This is a genomic window from Halalkalibacter oceani, from assembly GCF_023715605.1.
Taxonomy (GTDB): domain Bacteria; phylum Bacillota; class Bacilli; order Bacillales; family Bacillaceae_D; genus Halalkalibacter; species Halalkalibacter oceani.
The window spans coordinates 263,530-282,585 of sequence record NZ_JAMBOL010000003.1 but is presented as its reverse complement, the minus strand read 5'-3'; the positions used below and the strand labels follow the sequence as shown (position 1 = coordinate 282,585).

The following is a 19,056-nucleotide window of genomic DNA, read 5'->3' as shown; positions in this document are numbered from 1 at the left end:
CAGGTTATTTACATATATATGATAGCAAACGGCTTGTTACGAAGAAAGGGTGGTAACGATGAGTGAAGAAGCAAAAAGACTGGTGAAGCAACAATTCAGCCGAAATGCGAATGAATATGTAAAAAGCCAGTCACACGCCCAAAGCAGTGATCTTGAGCAGCTGCTCGATTGGCTCAAGCCAGACGGCACGGCGATCGCATTGGATATTGCAACAGGTGGCGGTCATGTGGCGAAAAAGCTGGCGACGACAGTGAAGCAGGTTGTCGCCACTGATTTGACAGAGGCGATGCTCGCCAATACGAGGCAGCATTTACAGGAGATTGGGAATATTTTCTACGTGTTGGCCGATGCCGAAGCGTTGCCGTTTTTGGAACGGAGCTTTGACATTGTTACATGCCGCATCGCTCCGCACCATTTCCCGGATCCGGAAGCCTTTGTGAGAGAGGCGGCTCGCGTGCTGAAGCCGGGCGGTCGCTTTCTGCTTATTGACAATGTTGTCCCGGAAGATGACCAATTGGCAACCTTCATGAACACATTCGAAAAAAAACGGGACAATAGCCATGTCCGCTGCTTGTCTGTCAAGGAATGGGGCAGCTTGATTGACAGCGCGCAGCTCGCTGTTACGCGCAAAGAGCTGAAGAAGAAAACGTATGACTATCCTGTTTGGGTGAAAAGAACGACGGAAAACATAGAGCAGGTAAAAGAAGTCACTCGCTATATTGAAACTGCTGATCCCGCGTGCAAGTCCTATTATCAAGTGAAGCAGGAAGGCGGAAACATTCACGCGGTGACGATTGATGAAATGATGCTTATGGCCGAAAAACAATGATAAGACTGCTAGGCAGAAGAGGTGTTTCAGAAGCTCAGGCTTTCGGGCGCCTCTTCTTTTTGTCATGGTTTGAATATGAATTTGTTTCAAACAGGCTGCCCAATGGGAATGAAGAGAGAAAAGGCTAAAAAGGCCGGGAGGGGGAAAACGATGCAAGATATAAAGGATACGTTTAAAGAAGTGGTGTTGGCGATAATTCCGATAACCGCCGTGATCATTCTGCTGCAGTTTACGTTAATCGGTCTGCCGCTGGATGTCTTTCTTCAGTTTCTAGTCGGCGTTGTCCTTGTCAGCACTGGTTTGTTTTTGTTTTTAATCGGCGTACATATCGGTCTGCTGCCGATTGGCGAGATGATTGGCTCAACTTTGCCAAAAACAAATAAAGTGTGGCTGATTGTCCTAGTCGGTTTTATTCTCGGCTTCGTTGTTACGGTAGCCGAGCCGGATGTCCGGGTGCTCTCCAGTCAGATTGAGGATGTGTCCAGCGGTAATATTTCGCAAATGGTCCTAATCTATGCTGTTGCGCTCGGCGTGGCGATTTTTGTCGCTCTGGCGATGCTGCGGATCATTTTCGGGATTGAGCTAAAGTGGCTCCTGTTTGGCGGATATGCGGCGGTTTTTATACTGTCTGCATTTACTGCGAGCGATTTTGTTCCTATTTCCTTTGATGCAGGTGGGGTGACAACAGGGCCGATGACCGTCCCGTTTATTTTAGCACTCGGGGTAGGTGTTGCCTCGGTATTACGTGGGAAAAGTTCTTCGAGCGATAGCTTTGGACTCGTGGCGCTGGCCTCGATTGGACCGATATTGGCTGTTCTTGTGTTAGGGGTGATTTATGGATGAGCGTCACCATTTTCGAAGGGTTTCATGAGGTGCTGCTTGAGGTGACATTTGCGTTATTGCCGCTGTTAATCTTTTTTGTTGTGTTTCAGGTATTTTTTCTGAAGCTGGAAAAAAAGCGGATCTTGCATATTTTAATCGGGATGATGCTTTCCTTTCTCGGATTGTCGCTCTTTCTGCAGGGTGTGCATGTCGGCTTTTTTCCGGCGGGAGAGGTAATGGGAGAGAAGCTTGGTGAGCTTCCCTTTAACTGGGTGCTTATTCCCATCGGCTTTGTCCTTGGTTTTGTCGCGACTTTTGCAGAGCCTGCGGTTCGGATTATGAACGAGCAGGTAGAACAGGTTTCAGGCGGTTACATTTCAGAGAAAGTGATGCTTTATACATTGTCAATTGGCGTTGGTGTATCGATTGCTTTAGCGATGCTGCGCATTCTTCTCGGTTTTTCATTATGGTATTACCTCATTCCAGGTTATGGGCTTGTGCTGATTCTGATGCTGCTCGTATCAAAAACGTTTATTGCAATCGCCTTTGATTCAGGCGGCGTCGCTACCGGTCCGATGACGGTCACTTTTATTTTGGCGATTGCCGTCGGGGTCGCTTCCGTCATTGAAGGCAGAGATCCGTTAATGGACGGCTTCGGTATGATCGCGCTGGTCGCATTAGCGCCTATTTTGTCAGTGCTGTTATTAGGAATACTTTATGAACGGAAAGGCAGGGATAAAGATGAAGCCGAGTCAGGCTCATAAATTATTATTAACAATCGTCAAAAAAAGTGAGGCGAAGCTCGTTGTACGTGCTGCTAAAGAGGCGGGCGCACGAGGAGCGACCGTTTTATTAGCGAAGGGAAGTGGCATTCATGAGAAAAAAAGCTTTCTCGGGATTCCGCTAAGTTATGAAAAAGAAGTCGTCTTAACGATTGCTCCAGGCCAGGTGATGAAGAAAATTGCTAACTCTGTGACGGAGAAAGTCCAATTGAATCAGTCCGGAAAAGGAATTGGCATGGTCATCAATTTGGAAAACGTATTGGGTATTGTCACTCTTGCGCCGGGGAGTAAGGTTGAGAAACGAGACGAGGAGGAGCAAATAATGTCAGATCCAGCAAAAAAATTTGACCTGATAGTGACAATTGTAAACCGCGGCGATGCCAGCAAAGTGGTTGACGCCTCGCTGGCAGCCGGGGCCGAAGGAGCGACGGTGCTGTCCGGACGGGGCTCCGGCATTCACGAGAAGGCAAAGCTGTTCAACATTCAAATTGAGCCAGAAAAGGAAATTGTGCTGACATTAATTCACCATCAGCTAACGAAGCACGTTGCTGAAGCAATTGAAACGGGGGTTGAACTCAATCAATCCGGCAAAGGGATCGCCTTCATTCTCGATGTGGAACGGGTGATTGGCATCAATCATCTCATTGAGGAGATCCGGCAAGAAGAGCAGACAAATCGGGAGAAAGAATAGCGCAGTTCTTGCCTTTTCCGCTATACTAAAGGAAGAGTAAGAAAGGAGCGTTTAGATGAGCTTAGATTTTTATCAGGGGGGGTCGTTTTGGAAGGTCCCATCTGAATATAAACCGGGCGTTCCATTGACGGATCAGCGGATCACCGAGGTTGAACAGCTCCTTGGAGTATCCCTGCCAAAAGCCTACCTCCGCTATATGCTTGAGCAAAATGGCGGCGAGCTGGCTTATCGCTATGTATTGTTTGAGGATGGGGAGGCAGCGATTATTCCATATTTGTACGAAATGGACACAGCGAGCGGAGTCGGGATGTCGCCGCTATTCCTCGAACAATTCGGGCTGCCGGCAGGACTCGTCCTGCTAACGGGAGATTTTGATTCCTGGCTCGCGCTCGATTACCGGCAACAAACAGAGCCGGAAGTGATTTATCTTACAAATGAGGGAGATCTCGTCTCAGCTCAATGGAAGGAATACCGGCTTGCCCCGAATTTTGAGGAGTTCACCGCCAAGCTGTTTCGGCGCTCGCCATTAAAAGAGGAAAAGAAAGGAGGGACAGCCGAATGAGACCATTGCAAATTTCAGCAGAAACGGCGCAAAAGCTGGCAAAATCTTTACATGTTCCACTTGAGCAGATTATGCACATGCCCCAGCACATTTTACTGGCCAAGCTGGCCGAGCTGGAGAAGGAGAAAGATAAAGAGCAGCAGGATTAACATACTATAGATGATAAGAGCCTGGACACCTTGAGATATAAAGGTTCAGGCTTTTTTGTTTGTTCCTGTAAGTGAGTTTGGTATGGACTTTGGTAGGAAAAGGGAGTAAAACTAAAGAAAATAAAGACTTCATGGGATATTTGTTAGTTGAAAGATACTTTTCCAGTTTGTTTATTCCCTGATTTTAATCTCCTTTTAATCGTTACTCCTGGAGAAATGAATAACAAACGTTAGTCGAATATAGTGTGAAACTGTACAAGAAAAGAAGAAAAGCACAAGAGCTTTAACAACTCTCGTGCTAACAATGATTTTAGTAATCGCGCTTCATGAAGTTTGCACCAACAATAATCAATAAAATAAACAGGACAACGATTAACACAAAATTGTTATCTTTTTTGTGCCCATAATCTTGGTACCCATATTCGCTCATGAAATTTTCACCACCTTATTTTCAAGGTCAGTATACATTATGCTGATTCATGTAAATATGGCTGGACGAACTATACTTGACAAAAACACATTTTTTATTACACAACACGGCCACGTTCATTACAGAGTGATAATGCGCAACAAGAAAAGTTGCTCCAACATTCGCAGCAACTTTAATCTCTCTCTATATAGTATTAGCTTTCAGTATAAATTTGAAAGGTAATACCGAATTTGTCTGTTACATCACCAAAAGCTGGGCTAAATTCAGTTTCTTCAAACGGCATATTGACCTGACCATCTTGTTGTAAGGCATCAAAAATTCGTTTTGATTTATCCACGTCGTTTGTTGTAATGCAAATTGTCATTTGTTTACCAACCGGCACAGGGGAATTGCTAGGAGCGTCAGAAATCATGAGTTCAGTTTCTCCAACTTTCAACTTTGCGTGTGCCACATAATTTTTCAGATCATCAGTGAACGTATTGGGCATTTCTGGCATTTCTCCGTAAGTAATAAATTCGAGGATTTCAGCATCAAATGACTTTTCGTAAAAATGAACAGCCTCTCTGGCGTTTCCTTTCATAGTTAAATAAGGGGTAAGTTTTAAGGTCATTGATTATTCCTCCTTAGGTTTTGATTAAGTACTATTTCTAGTAAATCAAATAAAATGCTTTTGGATTTCTTCTCGATTGCTATTTTTGAGAACCTGTTTGGAATGTTAATCAATTAATGTGCATTTCGATCAAAAAGCGACAGGAGATATTTTAATGGAATTCAATATTCAAAAGCGAAATAGATTTAATACAAGAAAAAATGTGGGAGATTAATTTTGCGGGAAACTATTAAAGATGATGCTGGTAGCGAGTGGATCACTATTGGGGACCATGTATCGTTCATCTCTGCCTTTCTTTCTGATTTTACAAGTTCAAATGATGAAGTCAAAACCTAGTTGATTGTAGCGGAAATCAACGGTTCCTTCCTCATCCATATTATATAAAAAGCCTGTCGACAGACTGAAGCAAGGAGTATAATCCTTGCTTTTTTATTTTTCAAGTGATAATATAACTTCAATCAACGGCTACATGCCGGAAGGTTTTTTAATAGGTTTTCGGTAGGTTTTTATCAGCATGGGAAAGTTGATTTTAAAGGGTTTGTTTTAGGTGAATTAAGAAAATTTACGAAACCAAACAATCTTATATTTTATCCTTCGGGGCCGGGTGAAAATCCCGACCGGCGGTGATGAGGCGCAGAAGCTGCCTCTTAGTCCGTGACCCGTATCTGTGAGAATTTCGGATGCGGTGGACCTGGTGAAACTCCGGGACCGACAGTGAAAGTCTGGATGGGAGAAGGAACGAACGTGTGCTGCCACAGGCAGGCCGTGTAAGCTTTTTTAAAATAAGAGCTTATGATCACGGGAGAAGTGTGTCTTTTTTTAGCTGCTGCACATGACATGACGGCAATTTATGACAATTGTACGTTTATTTCGTTATCTCAAAACCGCCCTGAAATCGATCAAGGGCGGTTTTTTTGTTGTACATAATAAGCCCTAGATGAACCGAAGATGAGTGGAGGCGGTAGAAAGGATGAACGATTACGAGTATATGAAGCTGGCGCTGAAGCTGGCTGAAAGCACCGCGGGCCAGACGGCGCCGAATCCAGTCGTCGGCTCAGTCGTCGTTAAAGACGGAGCGATCGTCGGCTTCGGGGCTCACTTAAAGGCAGGCGAGGCGCATGCCGAAGTGCACGCCTTAACGATGGCCGGGGAAAAGGCTAAGGGAGCGACGATTTATGTCACGCTTGAGCCGTGCAGTCATTATGGGAAAACACCTCCTTGTGCGGACCTTATTGTGAAAAGCGGCATAAAACGGGCTGTGATTGCCACCGGGGACCCTAATCCGGAAGTAGCCGGACGAGGGCTAGAAAAATTACGGAAGGCGGGCATTGCGGTAGAATTTGGCGTTTGTCAGAAGGAGGCCGATGAACTTAATCGGGTGTTCTTTCATTTTATGAAGCATCGGCGGCCTTATGTCACGCTGAAATCAGCGACGACGCTTGATGGGAAAACAGCGACCGTAGCCGGGAAAAGCAAATGGATCACGAGTGCCGAGGCGCGTGCAGACGCCCATTACTACCGTCATACGCATGATGCGATTTTAGTCGGTGTGAACACCGTGTTGGCTGACGATCCTTCCTTGACGGCAAGGCTGGAAAACGGCGGGAAAAATCCGATCCGGATCGTGCTTGACCGCCGGCTGCGGACGCCGCTTGAAGCGAAAATTGTTCAGGATCAGCTCGCGCCGACCTGGCTGATTACGACGGAGGAAGCCTCGGCGCAGAAGGAAGCGGAGCTTCATCAATTAGGTGTAAAGGTAATGCGGTTGAAGGAATTGACGATTCGGGATCTTCTGACGCTTCTCGGGCGCGAAGGGGTGACCTCCCTTTTTGTGGAGGGAGGGGCTGAGGTCAATGGCAGCTTTCTCGTCGAGAAGGCGATTGATCAGATGATCATCTACTTGGCGCCAAAAGTGTTTGGCGGCTCAGCGGCTCCGTCGGCGATCGGCGGAGAGGGCATTGCGGAAGTAGCCGATGCGCCTGAATTGAACATTGTCGAGGTCACGACAGTTGGCCCCGATATAAAAATAAGAGCTGTGAAGGAAGGTGAGTAAATGTTTACTGGAATCATTGAAGAAATCGGCACGATAGAAGACGTGCGGCAAAGCGGTGATGCGATGGTGATGAAGCTGGCGGCAAAGCGGATTTTAGCCGATGTTAAGCTTGGCGATAGCATCGCGGTAAACGGCGTCTGCCTCACGGTAACCTCCTTCACCGCGGGAAGCTTCACCGTCGACATCATGCCGGAGACGGTGCGGGCGACGAGCCTGCAAGGATTAGGAAGAGGGGCAAAGGTCAATCTCGAACGGGCGATGAGTGCCGGCGGGCGCTTTGGCGGCCATTTTGTTTCAGGGCATGTCGATGGAATCGGAACGATTATCGCCAAGAAGCCGGAGCATAATGCTGTTTATTATCAAATTGCCGTATCGCCGGAGCTGCGCCATTATATGGTTGAAAAAGGATCAGTTGCTGTGGATGGCACAAGCCTGACAATTTTTTCTGTCGATGATCACAGCTTTACGATCTCGATTATTCCACATACTTTAACAGAAACGATTATTGGCGCAAAAACGGTTGGAGACAAAGTGAATATTGAATGTGATATGGTCGGCAAGTATATTGAGCAATTTATCCGCAAGCGTTTTGATGCCTCGGCGGAACGGTCGACTGAGTCGTTAAGCGGAGCTTTTTTAGAAAAGCATGGCTTTAAATAAGAGATATAAGGAGTAAAACAGACAGGAACGACAGCTCCTTTTAAACAAAAAGAAGGGATAGGGTGGTGAACCGATATGAGTGAAAGTAAAAAAGAAGCAAGCATGTTTGATCCGATTGAAGAGGCGATTTATGAATTAATGCAAGGTCATATCGTCATCGTTTGTGATGATGAGGATCGTGAAAATGAGGGTGACTTTTTGGCGATTGCCGAAAAAGCGACCCCTGAGGTCATTAACTTCATGGTGACACATGGCCGGGGCCTCGTTTGCGCTCCGATTACGGAGGAACGGGCCAGGGAGCTTGATCTTGTGCCAATGGTTGATCATAATACGGACCCTCATGGGACGGCGTTTACCGTCAGCATCGATCACCATACATCGACGACGGGAATTTCCGCTCACGAACGCGCAGACACGATCCGTGCGTTAGTTGATGAAGAAACGAAGAAGGGGCATTTTAAACGGCCTGGGCATATTTTTCCGCTGATCGCCAAAAATGGCGGTGTGCTGCGGAGAGCGGGACATACCGAGGCGGCTGTGGATTTGGCGCGTTTATCCGGGGCGAAGCCGGCCGGAGTCATTTGTGAAGTGATGAATGCTGACGGGACGATGGCGCGCGTACCGGAGCTGCGCAAGATTGCCGACGAACACGACTTGAAAATGATTACGATCAAGGATTTGATTCGCTACCGTCACCGCAAGGATACGCTTGTGAAAAAAGAGGTTGAGATTAATTTGCCGACCGATTTCGGCGAGTTCCGCGTGATCGGCTTCACCGATGTCGTCGATCAGAAAGAAAGCATCGCTCTTGTCAAAGGACAGATTCTTGAAGGGGAGCCGACGCTCGTTCGCGTTCACTCGGAATGCCTGACTGGCGATGTCTTTGGCTCACATCGCTGTGATTGTGGCCCGCAATTGCATGCCGCTTTGACGCAAATTGAAAAAGCCGGAAACGGCGTGTTGCTCTACATGCGCCAGGAAGGCAGAGGAATTGGGCTGATGAATAAGCTTCGCGCTTATAAGCTGCAGGAGGAAGGCTATGATACCGTTGAAGCGAATGAGAAGCTCGGCTTTGCCGCTGACTTGCGTGATTACGGGATCGGGGCGCAAATTTTAAGAGAGCTTGGTGTGACCAAAATGCGACTGCTAACGAACAATCCGCGTAAAATCACCGGATTGAGCGGGTACGGGCTGGAGGTCGTTGACCGGGTTCCGTTGCAGCTTCCTTCAACGAAGGACAATGAAAAATATTTAAGAACAAAAGTAGAAAAACTGGGCCATATGCTCCACCTTTAATGAGCAGTTACGGCAGCAGATAGAAAAAATGATTGAGATAATCAAGGAGGAACTTACATGGGACAAGTGTTTGAAGGACAATTAGTAGCAACAGGGTTAAAGGTGGGAATCGTTGTCGGACGGTTCAATGAATTTATTACGAGTAAGCTGTTAGGCGGAGCAGAGGATGCGTTAAAACGTCACGGGGTTGATGAAAAGGATATTGACATCGCTTGGGTGCCGGGCGCGTTTGAAATTCCGTTCGCGGCGAAAAAACTGCTTGATACAGGAAAGTATGATGCAGTCATTACGTTGGGCACGGTGATCCGCGGGGCGACACCGCATTTCGATTACGTGTGTAATGAAGTGGCAAAGGGCGTCGGCTCATTAGCGCTTTCCAGCGGCAAGCCTGTCATTTTCGGTGTGTTAACGACCGATACCATTGAGCAGGCGGTGGAGCGCGCCGGCACGAAGGCGGGTAATAAAGGCTGGGACGCGGCGACAGCGGCGATTGAGATGGCAAATTTAAGCCGAAGCATTGAACAGTAAAGAGAGTACGCAGAGAGGCTGGACCAAAAGGTTGTTTTTTGCACCTTTTGGTCCAGCCTCTCTTTTTTTTGTCGCTTTTCTAAACGATAAATAAAATTTTTGAAAGACGTGAAAGCTAAGGAAAAGAAAGGAATGAAACCATGGGGGGAAGAAGATGTCCCAACTTTTGCATGAAGTGCTAGGCTTTATGCCGAATTTTTCAGTAATGATCGTTGCCGTTATCTCATTTTTTCTTATCTGGATCGTCCAGCATCTGACCGACTGGTTTGAGAGAGTCACGAGTCTTCCTTGGATGAAGAAGGAGAATGAGCATATACGGGATAAGCTCAAAAAACAAGAGTAGCTCATAAAAAGGAGTTCGTACTATGAGTAATACGACATCATATAAAATAGTTCCGGTTGAAATAAGCATGACGCTGATTGGCATTATTGTCGGAATCGGAATTTTAACGTTGCCGAGAAGTCTTGCCGCGGCAGGCGGGTCGGTCGTCGCTCTGTTGTCGATTTTGATCGGCAGCCTGCTTACGATTCTCTTCATCGTCATTTACACAAAGCTACAACGCAGTTTTCCCGGTGAAACGTTGCTTGAAGCACTTACTCATACAAAGGCGGGCTCCTGGCTGGCGAAGGTTCTCGGATTAGCCTTTGCCTGCTATTTTCTTCTGCTGTTGGCGTATGAAACAAGAATTCTTTCGATTGTCGTCAGAATCTATTTGCTGATTGACACACCGGCCGAAGTCGTCGCCGCTGTTATTCTTTTGACGACAACATATGCGGTCACAAAAGGACTTCAAGGGATTATCCATTTAAATTTGATGTTCGTCCCGATTACCGTTTTCTTTTTAATTGCGATGATGGTTGTCGTGCTGCCGGAATTTGAATTTGAACAATTGCTTCCTTTGACGATGGGAGACAGTAACTCAATCTTTCAGGGAGTGAAGGAAACGACCCTTTCCCTGCTCGGGGTAGAGATTGTTTTTTTCTTTTTGGCGGCGATGAAAAAGGAAGATTTAAAAGCAGGACCGATGGTTGCCAGTATTGTGATTATTTTTATTTTATATTTAGGAATCACGTTAATCAGCTTTGCGATCTTTAGTGTGGAAACGACCGAGGTGCTGACATTTCCGACCGTAGAGCTGGTAAAAGAAATTGAAATACCCGGCGGCGTGTTTGAACGGGTGGAAGCGCTGATGATCACGATTTGGATGATGAGTATTTTTAATACAATGTCAGTTGCCCACTTTCTGACAACGAAGATTATTCGCGAAACGCTGGATATTAAGAAGCATTCGCGAATACTGCCAAGCTGGATTACGTTAGCAACGCTTATCATTGCCTTCGCCCCGCGGTCGATCTCAGAGGCTTTTCTGTTCGGGACAATCGTCGGCTATGGCGGAATTGGTTTAATTGTTATTGGGCTCATCTGTGCGACATGGATTGCGATAAGGAAGAAAAAGCAACAAGGAGGAGCAAGATGAAGCGCGCTATCTCAACTATCTTGATTCTTTTCATTCTAACAGGCTGCTGGGACAGCAGGGATATTGAAGAGCTTGGCTTTGTCTTAGGAATTGCCTTTGATCCCGTCAAAGAAGAGGAAAGGCATGAAGACCATATAGAGGAGGAGCTCGGCGAGGCCATTGGCGACAGTGAGGCTCATGAGCGTTTTTTCCGAAAAACGTATCAGATTGCTGTCCCACAGGATTCGCAGAGCGGAGAAGACATTCAATCTCATTTTAATTTAACGTCGATCGGCTTAACAAATTTTAAAGTGGCGCGCAATTTGGCAACAAGAAGCAGCCGGGCGTTAAACAGTGAGCATTTAAAGGTGCTGATTATTAACGAAGAGCTTGTCAGAAACGGGATGCTTGAGCATCTCGCCGATTTCTATTTGCGCGACCATGAAATGAGAAGAAGGGTGCTTGTCTTAATATCGAAAGGAGAGGCAAAAGCCAATTTTGATGTTAAAGTTCCATTGGAAAAAATGCCGGCGCTTTATATCCGAGAAGTACTGGAAAATTATGAAAAGACATTACAGATGCCGAAATATGTCGAGATGGGTGATGTAACGAGCTTTATCATTAATCAGTACAGCTATATCATCCCGCGGATTGTCAGTGGAAAAACCGATATAAAAGTCGCAGGGGCAGCGGTCTTTGACGGTCAGGAAAATAAAATGGTCGGCTGGCTCGGTGAAGCGGAAACAGAAGGATATAACTGGGTCGTTGGAGATGCCGAAAATGGCGTGCTTGAGGTGAACTATGAGGATAAGGGAGTCTTTGTCTATGAATCGTTTTCGGCAAAAACATCCTTAGATTTTGAACGGAGAGGCGAGCAAAATGTGTTTACCATTGATGTGAAAACGGAAGGATCCTTTGCTGAAAAGTGGATTGAAGGGATCGATGTAGCCGATATTGAGACGAATATAAAGCTGCAGCAGGCAGTCGAGGAGAAAATCAAGGCGGAAATCAACCAAATCGTCGAGAAAATGCAGAATGAATACAGCCTGGATATCTTTCGCTTTGGCATGAAGATTAATCGGAAGGATCCTAAATATTGGGAAGAAATCAAGGACAGATGGGACGGAGAGGATGGCTTGTTTAAAGACGCAATTGTCCATACAAATGTATCTGTAAAAGTTCGCAATTATATGACGGAGGAAAAATTAAAGTAAGGAGGGGATCTGTTGTTTAACAAAGTGTACAAGCGGCTGCGGGCGGCACAGGCTGAAGCCAACACTCAACCGGCGAATCAGTTAAAGCTGTCGTCAGAGATAAGTGAACTCTCCAAAACAATCGAGGAACTTTTTGAAGGTAGTGATGATTTTATTGTCCGTCCTCTTCTGATCGGCAAGAAGAGAAAGGCCGCTTTGTATTATGTGGAAGGATTAGTGGACTCCAAAAAAGTGGAGCAGGTCAGCCGGACTTTAATGGCGATGAAGGAAGAAGAGCTGCTGGAACTTGAGGATAAAGAAACCGACTTCGTAGCTCTTCTGCAGGAGCAGTATTTAGCACTTGAAGGCAGTCACACCTTCCAAAGCTTTGATGAAGCGATTCCTCAGCTGCTTGCCGGGGAAAGCCTGCTGATCATTGACGGCTTGCCGAGCTTAATCATCATTGCCAGTAAGAAAGCAAAAGGCCGCTCTGTTGAGGAACCGCAAAGTGAGGTGGTCATTCGCGGGCCGCGCGACGGGTTTACGGAAAACATTCAAACGAATATTGTTCTGATCCGCCAAAGAGTTCGCGATGTCAGCTTCAAAGTGCAAACGACATCACTTGGTCTCCGTTCCAAGCGGAAGGTCGCGATTCTTTATTTGAAAGATCTTGTCACACAGAATGTCATCGATGAAGTGACGTACCGGATTGCCAGTATCGAAACGGATGACATCGCGGAAACCGGAGTGCTGGAGCAGTTTATCGAGGATAATGTGCTTTCTCCCTTCCCGCAAATTTCCCATACCGAGAGACCGGATAAAACAGCGGCTCATCTGCTTAATGGCCAGGTTGTCATTTTAGTTGACGGGACTCCTTTTTCTCTCGTTGCGCCGATTACGTTTCATCAGCTGTTTAAATCGCCTGAGGATTATTATGATCGTTGGCTGATTGGGAGCTTGATCCGTTTTCTTCGCTATGTAGCCGCCTTTTTTACCGTTTTTTTGCCGTCGATTTATATCGCGATCGTCTCGTTTCATCAAGGGATGGTGCCGACGACATTGGCGCTCTCAATAGCCGGATCAAGGGAAGGGGTGCCCTTTCCGATCTTTGCCGAGGCGATGCTGATGGAAGCCACGTTTGAATTGCTGCGGGAAGCCGGGAACCGCCTGCCGCGGCCGATTGGGCAAACGGTTGGGATTGTTGGCGGGATTATTATCGGCGATGCCGCCGTCCGTGCCGGGATCGTCAGTCCGATCATGGTGATTGTCGTCGCTTTGACCGCGATCTCCTCCTTTACGTTTCCTTCCTACAATGTCGCGATCACCTTCCGGATTTTAAGGTTTGCCGTGATGATTGCTGCGGCGCTGTTCGGCTTGTATGGAATTGTCATTAGCTATATTTTAATCAATATCCACCTCGTAGGCTTAAGAAGCTTTGGAAGCTATTATCTTTCGCCTTATGCGCCATTCAACTCGAAAGACTGGCTCGACCTGGTCATTCGCGCACCGGTATCGCTATTGAAAATGAGAACGAAGGAGCCGAAAACGAAGGAAAGACAGACGCAGCCGTAAAGAGCAAGCAGCTGTTACGAAAAAAAGAACCATTTTTTTCTCTTATTTAGTTCCCAATTTGTTTGTGGTAGAATAAGCAGAAAGTATAGGGGAATGACGAGATTAAAAAAAATGAGAGGGTTCGTATGCTAGTACCTTACAATACAGCGAATCGGAAAATCGCGATGGGTTTGCTCTCTTTTATGCGGAAGGAAAAGGACGTCAAAAGACTGCTGAAGACGATGGAACAGTATGAGAAGGATCCTGACTGGAAGCTTTACTTGTGGAAGGAAGATGATTTTATCGGTGTGATCGGTGTGTCGATCGAAGGAAGCGAAGCGAAGGTCCGGCACATTTGCGTCAATCCTTCGTTTCGTGAAGAGGGGATAGGCACAAAAATGCTGGCGGCCTTAAAGAAGCTGCTGCCATGTGAAGTAAAACCGACAAAGTATACAAAAACGTTTGTTTCAGCTTGTGAAGAAAAGGAAGCTGAAACCCGCAAAAGCTGATAAGCTGTGGCATTCTGCCATCTGTTTTTATGAGCGTTGTCTGCGGGGCTGCCAGAAAAAGGATCAACCTTTAAGGCAGTCCTTTTTCTTGTCGTCTGATCACCCACTGGCGCTCCCGTTCAGCAATGACCTCTTTACGGTCGCGAAGAAGATGCTTATGAATAATAAACTCTTCGGTAGCCGGATCGTCTGTCCTCCAGCTGAGGCCGAGCTCCTTGCAGCGCTGATCGCATGCTTTTTGCAAGTCAGGTGAAAGTGAGAGCGTCATGTCTTGAAAAACAGGCGGAGTGTGAGTAAGGAATTGAAGCTGCTTGTTTAGCTGATCGTGCAAATCTGCCGGGTTAAGCCCGAGCTTCCGAAATGGATCGGGCTGAGCGGCGATTTTGGCAGCTGCTTTTTGATACATTCGCTCAGCACCCGCTATGTTGCTGCGGCGGTGGTGGTAGAGCCCGACGGCAAGCTGAATGAGGGCAACCCAGTAGTGATGGCGCTGCTCACGCGGCTGTTCTTTCCAATACTCCTCAAGCAGTTCATGACATTCAAAATAATCGCGCCTGACATGGAATTCAATTAAGTAATCAAGATATGGTGTCGGATACATTGTTCAAAAACTCCCCATTTTAAGACTCCTCTATTGTTGAAGCTACTGAAAAAGTACGATTTTCACTTTTTCAGCAGCCTTCTATGTGTTCCAGTTTATCATAGATCATGAGACGAAGGCATGTTCCCCGCTACAGAGAAGTATGTTATAATCTGCTCTAGCATATAAACTAGAAGCCTATGGTGGTCAAATGAATCCATATAGTGTAAAACTTGAAACATTCGAAGGTCCGCTCGATCTTCTTCTTCACCTTATTAATCAAGCAGAAGTGGATATTTATGATATTCCTGTTGCGGCGATTACCGACCAATATTTAGAGTATATTCATGCGATGCAGGAATTAGAGCTTGATGTTGCCAGCGAATATCTCGTGATGGCGGCAACGCTGCTGATGATTAAGAGCAAAATGCTTCTGCCAAAGCACGAAGAAGAACTGTTTGAGGATGAATGGGCGGAGGAGGAGGAAGATCCGCGGGAAGAGCTGATGTTTCGTTTAATTGAATACCGTAAATATAAAGAGGTTGCGGCGGAGCTAAAGGAAAAGGAGCAGTACCGTTCTTTAATCCATACGAAGCCGCCTGAAGATCTTGATCCCTTTATATCAGATGAAGAAAAACGGGAGATTGCGATCAAAGGAGTTACGCTTTTTGATATGCTGAGCGCCTATCAAAAGCTGATCAAGCGCAAGCAATTGCAGGCACCAAGAACGTCAACGGTAAAAAGCCAGGAATATTCGATTGAAGAGCGCATTCAGGAAGTGATGGAAAGACTCGGCCGCTTTCATGGTCAATGCCGTTTTGATCAGCTATTCACAAGAATGGAGCGTCCCCATATCGTCGTCACGTTTTTGGCGATTCTTGAGCTGATGAAAACAAAATCAATCAGATGCGAACAAAGCGATAATTTTCAGGACATCATGATCTACAGCATAGAAGGGGGCGAGCAGGGATGAAGCTAGAAGAAATACAATCGATTATGGAAGGCCTTCTCTTTGTTGTCGGCGATGAGGGGTTATCGATTGAGCAGCTTGCAAATATTATGGAATTGGAGCCGGAAACAGTCAAAGAGGCCCTTTTCGCCTTGCAAATGAAGTATGAAGAACAGCAGCGCGGCATGCAAATTGTTGAGGTCGCCGGGGGCTACCGCTTTACAACGAAGCCGGAGCATGCCAGATACATAAAAAAAATGGCCGCATCTCCGCTTCATTCAGCACTTTCCCAGGCTGCGCTTGAAACGTTGGCGATTATTGCCTACCGTCAGCCGTTGACGAGAATGGAAATTGAAGATGTCCGCGGAGTCAAATCGGAAAAGGCGATTCAAACGCTCACCTCGAAGCTGCTTATTAAAGAAGTTGGACGAGCACCGGGAGCCGGCCGGCCGATTTTATATGGAACGACTGCTTTTTTTCTCGATCATTTTGGCTTAAATGGGCTGGAGGACCTGCCACCGCTGCCTGAAGATGTCGAGGAGCAGGAAATTGCCGAGGAAGCCGATCTTTTCTTTAAAAAGTTCGAAGAAGAATTGGAAACAGGAGAATAACTCAGACCGTAGACAAAATCCTCCAATGATAAACCTGAGCCTTCTTGGGCTACGCCCTGTGGGGTATACTAATACCAAAAAAGCCTTTCGACTGAATCGCTTTTGCAAGACTTTGTCGACAGGCTGAATAATTTTTCTGTTTTCATTGGAGACAAACAACAACCCATGATGCGTGTCATATACTAAACAATCATTGACATGCGGGGAGTGATCGGTGTGAGTACCTCACAGGATATGTATGAATGGGCATTAGAAATGAAATCGCTGTGGAATCGCTATGGAAGCACGATTGAAGCGCAGGTCCCTTACCAAACGATTAAGCCGTTTATGAGTTCCTTGCTGGAGCTTTTGCATCAATGCGAAAATTCGGAAGAGTATCGGTATGGGCAAAGCGAGGAGCTTGAAGAGCTTGCTGAACAGGTGTTGGGTAATTGGAACAATCTTATCGCTTTCCGTCAGGATGGAGGGGAGGTCAGCCGCTCACCGGTACCGATTGGCGGGCATACACTTCCTCCTTTGCCTTATGCTTACAATGCGCTTGAGCCTTACATTGCTGAAGAAATTATGAGACTGCATCATGATAAGCATCACCAGAGCTACGTCGACGGCTTGAATAAAGCTGAGCGGGAAATGCAGAAGGCGCGCAGGCGCAATGATTACGAGCTGATTAAGCATTGGGAGCGCGAAGCGGCCTTTCATGGCGCGGGGCATTACTTACACACGATCTTTTGGGAGATTATGAGTCCGAACGGTGGCGGAGAGCCTGGTGGTGAATTGGCCGCGCAAATCCGTCACGACTTTGGCAGCTTCAGGAAGATGAAGGAGCATTTCTCCGCCGCGGCGAATGAAGTCGAAGGCGGCGGATGGGCTTTTCTTGTTTGGTCCCCACGTGCCCAGCGGCTCGAAATTCTCCAAGCGGAAAAGCATCAAAATTTGAGCCAGCAGGATATGATTCCGCTGCTCGTCCTTGACGTGTGGGAGCATGCTTACTATCTCCAGTATAAAAACGAGCGCCAGCCGTATATTGAAAACTGGTGGAACGTCGTAAACTGGCCGGCTGTCGAGGCGCGCTACCGGAAAGCGCAGGAACTAAGATGGGAACCTTTTTAAAAAAACGGGCATGGAAGCGAGCAAGACTGCAATCGCTTCCATGCTCGTTTTTCTGTTAAAGAGACCTACTAAAAGGAAAAGGCAGCCGCTCCGTTCTGCCCAAATGGATCAGGAAGAACCCCGCTTCCTGATCCATTTAAAACCCATGTGCAGACTCCGCACGCTGCTTCAAGGATGCTGGCCAAGCTCCGCTCGCTACGCGCGCAGAGAGGAAAAACCTCGTTCCTCTCTGCGCTTTAAAAGAATGGTAGCGGCTCCGCATTAGCTTCAGAGACCTACCAAAAGGAAAACCACCTTTTGGTAGGTCTCAATAAGTTTGGATTTCGAAGCCGTCTCCTTCGAGCCATTCGGCGAAGAGGACGGATGAGGGGCCTGGTATTCCTCGCTGTTGCAGCTCCTGGATGAGCCATTCTGGTTCTTTTTTAAGTACTGTCAGGCTTTCCTCGACAATTTCCCCGTCTAAGATCAGGAAAATCGGCAGGTGAACTGATTTTGCCGGTATTCCTAAATCTTCGTTTACCGGCGTATCGAATTTCTTTTTTCGCATCACATTGACAGAGCCGTTCGTTTCGAGGATGCCAAATTGTACTTCGCGAACGGAAAAAACCCCTTTTTCCCGTAGAAGATGATGGAGCTGGTTTAAATCAAGCTTGTTTTTTTTCAGTTCGTTATATTGAATTTTTCCATTGCTGATGATCAGGGAGGGACTGCCTTCCAAAATACTTCGTGACGCTCGGAACTTTTGCGTCAGCATCTCGATGAAATAAATTAATGCCCCCCATACCGCAATCGCATAAAGGACATACTGGAGTCCGATATCTTTATCATAGATCGCATTACCGACAAGCTCTCCAAGCACTAAGGCCGAGATAAAATCAAATGGCGTTAACTGGGTGATTTGATTCTTGCCAAGGATTTTCGTCATAATGAGCAAGGCAAAAAATCCGACGAATAGCTCTGCCGTTAAGGAGAGAAAATTGGTGTTCACACTATATGGCTCCTTTTGTGAAGTTGGTTTACTTAGAATAGTGTGCACAGCTTAACGGATTTTATGTAGCCTTCTCCAGTTGAATAAGCCACTTGTCAAACTGTTTTACCAGCTCCTTTGAGGCGAGGTGAAGCCGGCCAAGCTCCGTATCAGCGAGCTCAGCTTTGCCGCGAAAGACTGTTTTGACCGCTCCGTTCTGATCAAGCCAGTGGGCTTCAAGGTAGTGCCTGTAGGCTGACCAGTACCGCTGGATGACGAGGGCAGCCTCGGCGGAAAACAGCTCAGCGAGGTTGGCTTCAGACAAGCCGTGACTTGTCGGCGTATCACTGATTAAATGGGCGTGAATATCAAACTGCTGTTTCGCGACAGCTTCCCGTAAGCGGTAGCAGAGCAGAAGGAGGTGGGCGCGCCGTTCTTCTTTCAGGGCAGTTTCGGCATCTGTTGCCGCCGTGCGCTCCGCTTCCTTCAGGCTGTCTGTCAGCGTGAGAATGGCTGCTTTTAGTTTTTTTTGCTGAACATAAATCAGCAGGCTGATCACAGTCAGCAAGAGAGTACAAAAAAGCAGGATGCTGTAAGCGAGGGTCATCGGTTTTTCCTCCGTGCTTGTTTTTTCTTAAGTGTACCACAAAGGCAATTTACAAAAATTGTATCTCATAAATTGATCCAATATTTCAATCCTAAAGAGGAAGGTAATCA

Annotated in this window: 23 protein-coding genes and 1 riboswitch; of the genes, 18 read left to right on the top strand and 5 right to left on the bottom strand. The window is 46.7% G+C overall.

The window, feature by feature from the left end; translation table 11 throughout:
• Nucleotides 1–58: 58 nt before the first annotated feature.
• The 6 genes from M3202_RS06400 (at nt 59) to M3202_RS06375 (ending at nt 3,835) form a co-directional block, all read left to right on the top strand.
• Nucleotides 59–829, top strand: a complete 771-nt coding sequence (locus M3202_RS06400; RefSeq protein ID WP_251222504.1) for a class I SAM-dependent methyltransferase — start codon at nt 59–61, stop codon at nt 827–829.
• 150 nt (nt 830–979) lie between these two features.
• Nucleotides 980–1,672, top strand: a complete 693-nt coding sequence (locus M3202_RS06395) for a DUF1538 domain-containing protein (protein ID WP_251222503.1) — start codon at nt 980–982, stop codon at nt 1,670–1,672.
• The gene (locus tag M3202_RS06390; RefSeq protein ID WP_251222502.1) at nt 1,669–2,415 is read left to right on the top strand and encodes a DUF1538 domain-containing protein; all 747 of its coding nucleotides are present in this window, start codon (nt 1,669–1,671) and stop codon (nt 2,413–2,415) included. Before M3202_RS06395 ends, M3202_RS06390 begins: the two co-directional genes overlap by 4 nt.
• Nucleotides 2,369–3,124, top strand: a complete 756-nt coding sequence (locus tag M3202_RS06385) for a P-II family nitrogen regulator (protein WP_251222501.1) — start codon at nt 2,369–2,371, stop codon at nt 3,122–3,124. The genes M3202_RS06390 and M3202_RS06385 overlap by 47 nt, the downstream gene beginning before the upstream one ends.
• A 55-nt stretch (nt 3,125–3,179) precedes the next feature.
• A complete protein-coding gene (locus M3202_RS06380) occupies nt 3,180–3,686 on the top strand; it encodes an SMI1/KNR4 family protein (RefSeq protein WP_251222500.1) in 507 nt (168 codons plus the stop codon).
• Nucleotides 3,683–3,835: a YycC family protein gene (locus M3202_RS06375; protein ID WP_251222499.1), complete on the top strand. Its 153-nt coding sequence runs from the start codon at nt 3,683–3,685 to the stop codon at nt 3,833–3,835. The genes M3202_RS06380 and M3202_RS06375 overlap by 4 nt, the downstream gene beginning before the upstream one ends.
• Before the next feature lie 310 nt (nt 3,836–4,145).
• Here the strand turns inward: M3202_RS06375 and M3202_RS06370 are convergent, their stop codons facing one another.
• Both M3202_RS06370 and M3202_RS06365 read right to left on the bottom strand, forming a co-directional pair.
• Nucleotides 4,146–4,265 carry a YjcZ family sporulation protein gene (locus tag M3202_RS06370; RefSeq protein ID WP_251222498.1) on the bottom strand — a complete coding sequence of 40 codons (120 nt, stop codon included), beginning with the start codon at nt 4,263–4,265 and terminating at the stop codon, nt 4,146–4,148.
• Nucleotides 4,266–4,458: 193 nt separating this feature from the next.
• On the bottom strand, nt 4,459–4,875 hold the full coding sequence (locus tag M3202_RS06365; RefSeq protein WP_251222497.1) for a VOC family protein: 417 nt from the start codon (nt 4,873–4,875) through the stop codon (nt 4,459–4,461).
• Between the two features lie 586 nt (nt 4,876–5,461).
• Nucleotides 5,462–5,617, top strand: a riboswitch (FMN riboswitch).
• Nucleotides 5,618–5,845: 228 nt separating this feature from the next.
• Between M3202_RS06365 and ribD the strand changes: the two genes are divergently transcribed.
• The 9 genes from ribD (at nt 5,846) to M3202_RS06320 (ending at nt 14,122) form a co-directional block, all read left to right on the top strand.
• The gene (ribD, locus tag M3202_RS06360) at nt 5,846–6,928 is read left to right on the top strand and encodes a bifunctional diaminohydroxyphosphoribosylaminopyrimidine deaminase/5-amino-6-(5-phosphoribosylamino)uracil reductase RibD (RefSeq protein WP_251222496.1); all 1,083 of its coding nucleotides are present in this window, start codon (nt 5,846–5,848) and stop codon (nt 6,926–6,928) included.
• Nucleotides 6,929–7,588 (top strand): riboflavin synthase, encoded by a 660-nt coding sequence (ribE, locus tag M3202_RS06355; protein WP_251195949.1) that lies wholly within the window; start codon nt 6,929–6,931, stop codon nt 7,586–7,588. It begins immediately after the preceding gene.
• Nucleotides 7,589–7,663: 75 nt separating this feature from the next.
• Nucleotides 7,664–8,884, top strand: coding sequence for a bifunctional 3,4-dihydroxy-2-butanone-4-phosphate synthase/GTP cyclohydrolase II (locus M3202_RS06350; RefSeq protein WP_285874965.1), 1,221 nt, complete (start codon nt 7,664–7,666; stop codon nt 8,882–8,884).
• A gap of 57 nt (nt 8,885–8,941) precedes the next feature.
• Nucleotides 8,942–9,412, top strand: a complete 471-nt coding sequence (ribH, locus tag M3202_RS06345) for a 6,7-dimethyl-8-ribityllumazine synthase (RefSeq protein WP_251222495.1) — start codon at nt 8,942–8,944, stop codon at nt 9,410–9,412.
• Nucleotides 9,413–9,566: 154 nt separating this feature from the next.
• Entirely contained in the window at nt 9,567–9,755 is a 189-nt protein-coding gene (locus M3202_RS06340) for a hypothetical protein (protein WP_251222494.1), read from the top strand.
• Between the two features lie 22 nt (nt 9,756–9,777).
• Nucleotides 9,778–10,890, top strand: coding sequence for a GerAB/ArcD/ProY family transporter (locus M3202_RS06335; protein ID WP_251222493.1), 1,113 nt, complete (start codon nt 9,778–9,780; stop codon nt 10,888–10,890).
• The gene (locus tag M3202_RS06330) at nt 10,887–12,083 is read left to right on the top strand and encodes a Ger(x)C family spore germination protein (protein WP_251222492.1); all 1,197 of its coding nucleotides are present in this window, start codon (nt 10,887–10,889) and stop codon (nt 12,081–12,083) included. The genes M3202_RS06335 and M3202_RS06330 overlap by 4 nt, the downstream gene beginning before the upstream one ends.
• 12 nt (nt 12,084–12,095) lie before the next feature.
• Nucleotides 12,096–13,634 carry a spore germination protein gene (locus tag M3202_RS06325; protein WP_251222491.1) on the top strand — a complete coding sequence of 513 codons (1,539 nt, stop codon included), beginning with the start codon at nt 12,096–12,098 and terminating at the stop codon, nt 13,632–13,634.
• Between the two features lie 125 nt (nt 13,635–13,759).
• Nucleotides 13,760–14,122 (top strand): GNAT family N-acetyltransferase, encoded by a 363-nt coding sequence (locus M3202_RS06320; protein WP_251222490.1) that lies wholly within the window; start codon nt 13,760–13,762, stop codon nt 14,120–14,122.
• A gap of 70 nt (nt 14,123–14,192) precedes the next feature.
• Here the strand turns inward: M3202_RS06320 and M3202_RS06315 are convergent, their stop codons facing one another.
• Nucleotides 14,193–14,723 (bottom strand): DUF309 domain-containing protein, encoded by a 531-nt coding sequence (locus M3202_RS06315; protein ID WP_251222489.1) that lies wholly within the window; start codon nt 14,721–14,723, stop codon nt 14,193–14,195.
• A 190-nt stretch (nt 14,724–14,913) separates the two neighbouring features.
• On the opposite strand from M3202_RS06315, the gene M3202_RS06310 reads away from it, so the two are divergent.
• From M3202_RS06310 to M3202_RS06300, 3 genes are all read left to right on the top strand, one after another.
• Nucleotides 14,914–15,675 (top strand): segregation/condensation protein A, encoded by a 762-nt coding sequence (locus M3202_RS06310; RefSeq protein ID WP_251222488.1) that lies wholly within the window; start codon nt 14,914–14,916, stop codon nt 15,673–15,675.
• Nucleotides 15,672–16,262, top strand: coding sequence for an SMC-Scp complex subunit ScpB (scpB, locus tag M3202_RS06305; protein WP_251222487.1), 591 nt, complete (start codon nt 15,672–15,674; stop codon nt 16,260–16,262). The genes M3202_RS06310 and scpB overlap by 4 nt, the downstream gene beginning before the upstream one ends.
• A 216-nt stretch (nt 16,263–16,478) precedes the next feature.
• Complete coding sequence (locus tag M3202_RS06300; protein ID WP_251222486.1) at nt 16,479–17,372, top strand: superoxide dismutase; 894 nt, start codon at nt 16,479–16,481, stop codon at nt 17,370–17,372.
• A gap of 307 nt (nt 17,373–17,679) precedes the next feature.
• Here the strand turns inward: M3202_RS06300 and M3202_RS06295 are convergent, their stop codons facing one another.
• Nucleotides 17,680–18,360, bottom strand: a complete 681-nt coding sequence (locus M3202_RS06295) for a DUF421 domain-containing protein (protein ID WP_251195623.1) — start codon at nt 18,358–18,360, stop codon at nt 17,680–17,682.
• 61 nt (nt 18,361–18,421) lie between these two features.
• Nucleotides 18,422–18,946 carry a hypothetical protein gene (locus M3202_RS06290; protein WP_251195624.1) on the bottom strand — a complete coding sequence of 175 codons (525 nt, stop codon included), beginning with the start codon at nt 18,944–18,946 and terminating at the stop codon, nt 18,422–18,424.
• Between the last annotated feature and the right edge of the window lie 110 nt (nt 18,947–19,056).

What these genes read in the sequence shown, in the direction of transcription:
- M3202_RS06380 (WP_251222500.1), top strand. Translation starts at nt 3,180, where the DNA reads ATGAGCTTAGATTTTTATCAGGGGGGGTCGTTTTGGAAGGTCCCATCT.
- M3202_RS06385 (WP_251222501.1), top strand. Translation starts at nt 2,369, where the DNA reads ATGAACGGAAAGGCAGGGATAAAGATGAAGCCGAGTCAGGCTCATAAA.
- ribH (WP_251222495.1), top strand. Translation starts at nt 8,942, where the DNA reads ATGGGACAAGTGTTTGAAGGACAATTAGTAGCAACAGGGTTAAAGGTG.
- M3202_RS06365 (WP_251222497.1), bottom strand. Translation starts at nt 4,875, where the DNA reads ATGACCTTAAAACTTACCCCTTATTTAACTATGAAAGGAAACGCCAGA.
- scpB (WP_251222487.1), top strand. Translation starts at nt 15,672, where the DNA reads ATGAAGCTAGAAGAAATACAATCGATTATGGAAGGCCTTCTCTTTGTT.
- M3202_RS06395 (WP_251222503.1), top strand. Translation starts at nt 980, where the DNA reads ATGCAAGATATAAAGGATACGTTTAAAGAAGTGGTGTTGGCGATAATT.
- M3202_RS06340 (WP_251222494.1), top strand. Translation starts at nt 9,567, where the DNA reads ATGTCCCAACTTTTGCATGAAGTGCTAGGCTTTATGCCGAATTTTTCA.
- M3202_RS06335 (WP_251222493.1), top strand. Translation starts at nt 9,778, where the DNA reads ATGAGTAATACGACATCATATAAAATAGTTCCGGTTGAAATAAGCATG.
- M3202_RS06375 (WP_251222499.1), top strand. Translation starts at nt 3,683, where the DNA reads ATGAGACCATTGCAAATTTCAGCAGAAACGGCGCAAAAGCTGGCAAAA.
- M3202_RS06290 (WP_251195624.1), bottom strand. Translation starts at nt 18,946, where the DNA reads ATGACCCTCGCTTACAGCATCCTGCTTTTTTGTACTCTCTTGCTGACT.
- M3202_RS06320 (WP_251222490.1), top strand. Translation starts at nt 13,760, where the DNA reads ATGCTAGTACCTTACAATACAGCGAATCGGAAAATCGCGATGGGTTTG.
- M3202_RS06370 (WP_251222498.1), bottom strand. Translation starts at nt 4,265, where the DNA reads ATGAGCGAATATGGGTACCAAGATTATGGGCACAAAAAAGATAACAAT.
- M3202_RS06330 (WP_251222492.1), top strand. Translation starts at nt 10,887, where the DNA reads ATGAAGCGCGCTATCTCAACTATCTTGATTCTTTTCATTCTAACAGGC.
- M3202_RS06310 (WP_251222488.1), top strand. Translation starts at nt 14,914, where the DNA reads ATGAATCCATATAGTGTAAAACTTGAAACATTCGAAGGTCCGCTCGAT.
- M3202_RS06400 (WP_251222504.1), top strand. Translation starts at nt 59, where the DNA reads ATGAGTGAAGAAGCAAAAAGACTGGTGAAGCAACAATTCAGCCGAAAT.
- ribE (WP_251195949.1), top strand. Translation starts at nt 6,929, where the DNA reads ATGTTTACTGGAATCATTGAAGAAATCGGCACGATAGAAGACGTGCGG.
- M3202_RS06350 (WP_285874965.1), top strand. Translation starts at nt 7,664, where the DNA reads ATGAGTGAAAGTAAAAAAGAAGCAAGCATGTTTGATCCGATTGAAGAG.
- M3202_RS06315 (WP_251222489.1), bottom strand. Translation starts at nt 14,723, where the DNA reads ATGTATCCGACACCATATCTTGATTACTTAATTGAATTCCATGTCAGG.
- ribD (WP_251222496.1), top strand. Translation starts at nt 5,846, where the DNA reads ATGAACGATTACGAGTATATGAAGCTGGCGCTGAAGCTGGCTGAAAGC.
- M3202_RS06390 (WP_251222502.1), top strand. Translation starts at nt 1,669, where the DNA reads ATGAGCGTCACCATTTTCGAAGGGTTTCATGAGGTGCTGCTTGAGGTG.